This is a genomic window from Caulobacter sp. P1_B12_2 (assembly GCF_056406675.1).
The window spans coordinates 1-4812 of sequence record NZ_JBFTZS010000362.1 but is presented as its reverse complement, the minus strand read 5'-3'; the positions used below and the strand labels follow the sequence as shown (position 1 = coordinate 4812).

Annotated in this window: 4 protein-coding genes; all 4 read right to left on the bottom strand. The window is 68.5% G+C overall.

Annotated elements, in window-relative coordinates; translation table 11 throughout:
- Nucleotides 1-454 (bottom strand): LacI family DNA-binding transcriptional regulator (locus tag AC1DZ6_RS19140; RefSeq protein WP_477098729.1); only part of this gene is annotated, 454 nt, incomplete at its 3' end.
- Between the two features lie 206 nt (nucleotides 455-660).
- Nucleotides 661-2955: a heparinase II/III domain-containing protein gene (locus AC1DZ6_RS19135; protein WP_477098728.1), complete on the bottom strand. Its 2295-nt coding sequence runs from the start codon at nucleotides 2953-2955 to the stop codon at nucleotides 661-663.
- A gap of 150 nt (nucleotides 2956-3105) precedes the next feature.
- Nucleotides 3106-3768: a putative 2OG-Fe(II) oxygenase gene (locus AC1DZ6_RS19130; protein ID WP_477098727.1), complete on the bottom strand. Its 663-nt coding sequence runs from the start codon at nucleotides 3766-3768 to the stop codon at nucleotides 3106-3108.
- Nucleotides 3769-3788: 20 nt separating this feature from the next.
- Nucleotides 3789-4812, bottom strand: a 1024-nt coding sequence (locus AC1DZ6_RS19125; RefSeq protein ID WP_477098726.1) for a hypothetical protein, incomplete at its 5' end; no start/stop codon positions are given.

Below are 4812 nucleotides of genomic sequence, written 5' to 3'. Positions count from 1 at the left end.
TGTTGATGGTCGGGCGGGAGTCGCACAGCGGCGGCGGCAGGATGACGCCGTCCACGCCCTGGTCCAGCAGACGCCGAACGGCCGCCTTCTGGCTGGCCAGGCCAGTCGAGCGCTCCAGCACCAGCTGGGTGCCCAGCTTGGAGCTCTGCTCGATGCCGCCCAGCATCACCTCGCTGAGATACGAGGCGCTGGGGTTGCTGTAGAGCACGCCGATCCGCGGCCCCGCGCTGCCGGCGCGGGTGTTGCGGGCCGACAGGTTGGGCGAATAGTTCAACGCCTTGATCGCCGCCTGCACGCGCTCGCGCATGGCGTCGCTGACATAGCTGTTGCCGTTGACGACGCGGGACACGGTCATCGAGGCCACACCGGCGTAGCGCGCCACGTCGTGAATGGTCACAGCCCGTCCCGTGTCCGGCGGCTGGGGCGGTTCGATGGTGTCTTTGCCCTTCGCCAAGCCGGGCTCCCTGAGCGTTGTGGACAACGGGCCCGCGGCGGAGGTCTGGCCGCATCGCGCTGTCGTGACGATTTGGCGTGTTCCGCGCGTCGAAGGATCGGCGGCGCGAGACCGCCAACCGATTCGAAATCCCCTCGTCGGTTATCGATAACTTCTCAGCCCTGGAAGGGATTGGCAAGGTCGTTGCGTCAAGCCCCTCGGGCGGCTCAGCGCGGCGTGGTCGATCGGCGCACGAGCGCCACGTCGCGCTCGCAGGCCTTGGCCGCGCCGTCCACCGTGATCGACCGCGCGCCGCTGCAGGCCAGGCGGATCGCGTAGGTCGGCTGGCCCTCGATGCTGGCCTTGAGGCCCTCCGCGCCGGTCGTCTTGACGACGAAGGCCTTGGACAGGGAATCCAGCTCGACCTTGCCGTCGCGCCGCAGATAGCTGCCGTCCGCGACGAACCAGCGCTTGGGCTTACGCGCGTCCCCGCCCTCGGCATAGGTGAGGGCCAGGATGTAGGCGTCGGTCTCCCAGCCCCCGAGACTGGCGTTGGCGTTGCGGTGCCGGATTCGCCCGTCGGCCAGCAGGTTGAAATAGACCTCGGTGACCTCGCCCTTCTGGTGGATCCGAACCAGCAGGTAGTCCTTGGTCTCGACCCGTTCGATCCGGGGCGCGGCGCCGCCGTTCGGTGTCAGGGCGACCACGAACTTGGTGCGGTCCGTCACGCCCGGCGCCTGCAGACGCAGGTAGGGCTGGGCCTCGTCGGGAGCGTGGTCCTTCAGGCCCTTGCCCTCGGCCAGGCGCAGCAGTTCGGGATAGTCGGTGGGCAGGCCGGCGTCGGGCAGGACCTCGGGGAACAGCGGCCGCACGGCCACCTCGGCGTCGCCGTTCTTGACGGTGATGACCTGGCCCTGGCGCTTGGCCTCGCCCTCGTAGTGCAGCAGCCATTCGAACTGGCCGGGCTGCCAGCCCTTCAGGTCGTCGATCACCAGGATGGTGTCGCCGACCCACAGGAAGCTGCGGTACTTGCGCTCGAAGGTGCTGGCGTTGGGACCCGTGGCGTCGGCCCAGACGAAGCGCAGGTCCCCGGCGTCGACCAAATGGTCGACCCGTCCTGGGAAGTGCGAGCCGTCATAGGTGTTGCTCGCCGGCTCGGCCTTGCCGTCCAGCGTCACGACGTTGTGGGCGACGCTCTGGCGGTAATAGCCGTCGTATTCGGGCCGGGCGTAGCTGGCGTTGCCGGAGTCGATCAGCAACTGCTTGCCCTTGTGCCACAGGATGAAACTGCCGGCGTCGGCGTGGTTGTGGTTCCAGGTGAAGCCCGAGCGCACCGCCAGGAACGTCGCGTCCGGCGCCCAGGACGAGCGCAGGGTCGCCGAGCCCAGGTCGCGATCGATCCAGCTGGTCGCCAGTTCCGGCTCGCGCCCGGCGCCCGCCCGCGCCTTGGCGGCTGGCCATTGCACCATGTTCTCGGGCTCGTCCCAGACGTCCTGGCCTGGGTTGGCCTTGACCGTGTCGAGGTACCAGAGATAGCGCGACTGCTGGTCGCCGCTGGCCCACAGGTTGACGATGGCGTGGGCCCCGCTGGCCGTGGGATTGCCGTCTCCGAAGTTGGTCGACAGCGCCCCCGCGCCGGTCGGGTAGAGGTTCTGGATGAACAGGTCCGCGACGCCCGCCAGGCGCGGCGTCGGCGCTGGCTTTTCGGTGAAGGCGTCGAGCCAGGCGCGGCGGAACTTCAGGTAACCTTCGACGGCGAAGTCGGCGTAGTTGATGCTTTCGACGAAGGCGCCGTTCGAGCCGAAGTGCTGGGGCTTGGTCTCGATCGCGCTGCCGTCGTAGTTGGCCCACTCCTCGGACGCCTCGTCGATGCGCCGGATCCAGCCGTCGGCCTGGGGCTCCTCGGTCTTGACCGCGATGGCCGCGACGCCCGCGCCGAACACGATGTGGCTGAACCAGTTGTGGCCCATGGTGTCGAGGCTGTGGATCCGGTCAGCGCCGTCGATCCAGTCAGCCAGGGTCGGCTTGATGGCGCCCTTGACCAGGGCCTGAGCCAGCCGCTGGCGCTCGGCCGGGCTGAGCGTGTCGTGGATCGCGTCGAACGTCTGGCCGTAGACGAAGGCGCTGGTGCCCATGCCCAGGTCGGAGTTCCAGACCGGCGACCGGGCCAGAAGCGGCTTGTCGGTCACCCAGTTGGGCCGCGCCGCATAGACGTCGAGCAGGCCCTTGGCGCGGTCGGCGTAGCGGCGCTCGCCGGTCATGCGATAGGCCAGGGACAGGTCCATCAGGGCGGCGTTGAGCTCGCGGTCGTTGGCGGGCTTGCGCGTCAGGGCCTCGTCGGCCTGGGCGTGGGCGCGGGTCCAGGCGGCCTTGGCGTCGGCGTCCTCGGCCACGCGCGACTTGAATTGCGCCACGTGCTTGTCGCTGAACGAGAGGTAGGGGTGGCCTGAACGCAGCGTCTGGGCCTGGGCCGCTCCGCCGATCAAACACGCCGCCAGGGCCAGGCAGGAAACCCGCCGCATCAAACCACGCACCAAGCGCCTTCTCCCCGTCGTTCTCGTTGTACTCGCAGCGCGCGCCGGTTCGACGATCCGGCGCTTAGCGACATGATATCGATATCAAAAATCATCGCAAGCCGCCGTCGGGACGATACTTCCCGCAGCGCCGTCGCCTCAAACCAGCGACAGGTTGACCGCGAAGCTGCGGCGCACCCCGGGGCTCTTGAACGGATAGACACAGTGCAACATCCAGGAGGGCCACAGGTAGAACTCCCCCACCACCGGCTTGACGGTGAACAGGTTGCGCACGCCCACGGCGCTGCGGCTGTCGATGAACTGAAGGCACCCGACGGTGTTCTGCCGCGCCTTGTCGGCCTGGAACTCGGTCTCGTAGTCCGGCGGCAGGCGCAGGAAGCCGACGCTGCTGAACAGGCACCCCTGATGGAAGTGGGCCGGGTTGTAGTCGCCGGCCACCATGTCGTTGACCCAGCCTTCCTTGATCTGGATCTCCAGCTTCTTGTCCGCCAGCTCCTCCGTGCGCTCGTAGTCGCCGTAGTGCAGGAGCGCGTTTTCGCAGCGGTAGCTGTAGGTGCGGGCCACGTCGTAGAGGAAGTCGGACAGATCGCTCATCTCGCCGATCACGTCGGTGAGCCGGATTTCCGTGGTGAYGACCCCGGCCAGATGCTTGGACCAGTCGCGAGYGGCCACTTCGTCCCGCCGCGCGACGATGTCGTCCACGCGGGCGTTCAGGCTATCGACCACGCTCGGCGGCATCGTGGCCTTGATGATCGTCGGGCTGAACGGCGCGACCAGCCGCAGATCGTATGGATTGGTCATCGCCCGCTCCCGTCGCCGAACTATCGTCTGGGCGAGTAGATCACGGCCGTCTGGCCCGGCGCCAGGGTCAGGACCTTCTCGCCCGGCGCGACCTTGCGCCTGGAGACCAGCTCGATCCGCTCTCCGTCCGCCTTGGGCAGATCCACCGTCACCGACGTGTCGGCGCCGGCGTTGATGGCGATCAGGTAGGGGCCGTAGTGCGCCTCGTAGTAGTCGCCGCGCCCGGCATAGGGATTGTCCTGGTCGCGATAGCGCGCCTCGGGCGGCGCCTTGGCCACGGGCAGGACCTCGCCGGCCAGGGCGGCCGGCGCTTCGTCCGGATAGACGACCAGCGGGATCGCGCCGGCCGAGAAGTGCGGCGAGGCCGGCCGCACGCACGACTTGCCGCTGGGCGTGAAATCCACGCGCGAGGCGATCGTGGCGATCCGGTCCGTGGTCGGAGTCTGGTAGTGGAAGCGGGCCAGGCGGTTGACCCCGCAATTGGCGCGCCAATAGAGCTCGGCGTAGAGGATGTCGTCGCCGTTCTTGACCGCCACGACCCCGTCCTCCGGATCGGCGAACACGAGGTCGGGCTGGCCGGGCGTCATCGGCAGCCGGACGTCGGACCTTGGCCAGTCCTTGACCGCCAGCCACTCGTCATAGGCTTCAAGCAGGCCGATCGTCGTGCGCTGGCCCTTGTCCTTCAGCCGATCGCGCAGCACGGCGAAGTCCTGGCCGTCGTCCAGCRTCTGCCGCGCGACCGCCATCAGCCGCGGGTCCTTAGTGGCCACGGCGATGTAGAACGGGGTGTTGTCCCAGCCCGACTTCTGCACGTAGGTCGTCACGCCCGGATAGACCGGGTCGCGCCAGCCGATCGGCGCTTCCAGCAGCATGGTGCGYGCGCCTTCGGCGTCGATCCCCGGATAGCGGAAATAGGTCCGCGCCCGCGCCATCTTCAGAAGCTGGGCGCGCAACGCGGGGTCGCCCTCGGCGCCGGGCCTCGGCGCGGTCGCCAGATAGATGCCGGTCGCCCAGTCGAGGATCTCGCCGTAGCTGCCGACGAAG

What these genes read in the sequence shown, in the direction of transcription:
- AC1DZ6_RS19135 (WP_477098728.1), bottom strand. Translation starts at nt 2,955, where the DNA reads ATGCGGCGGGTTTCCTGCCTGGCCCTGGCGGCGTGTTTGATCGGCGGA.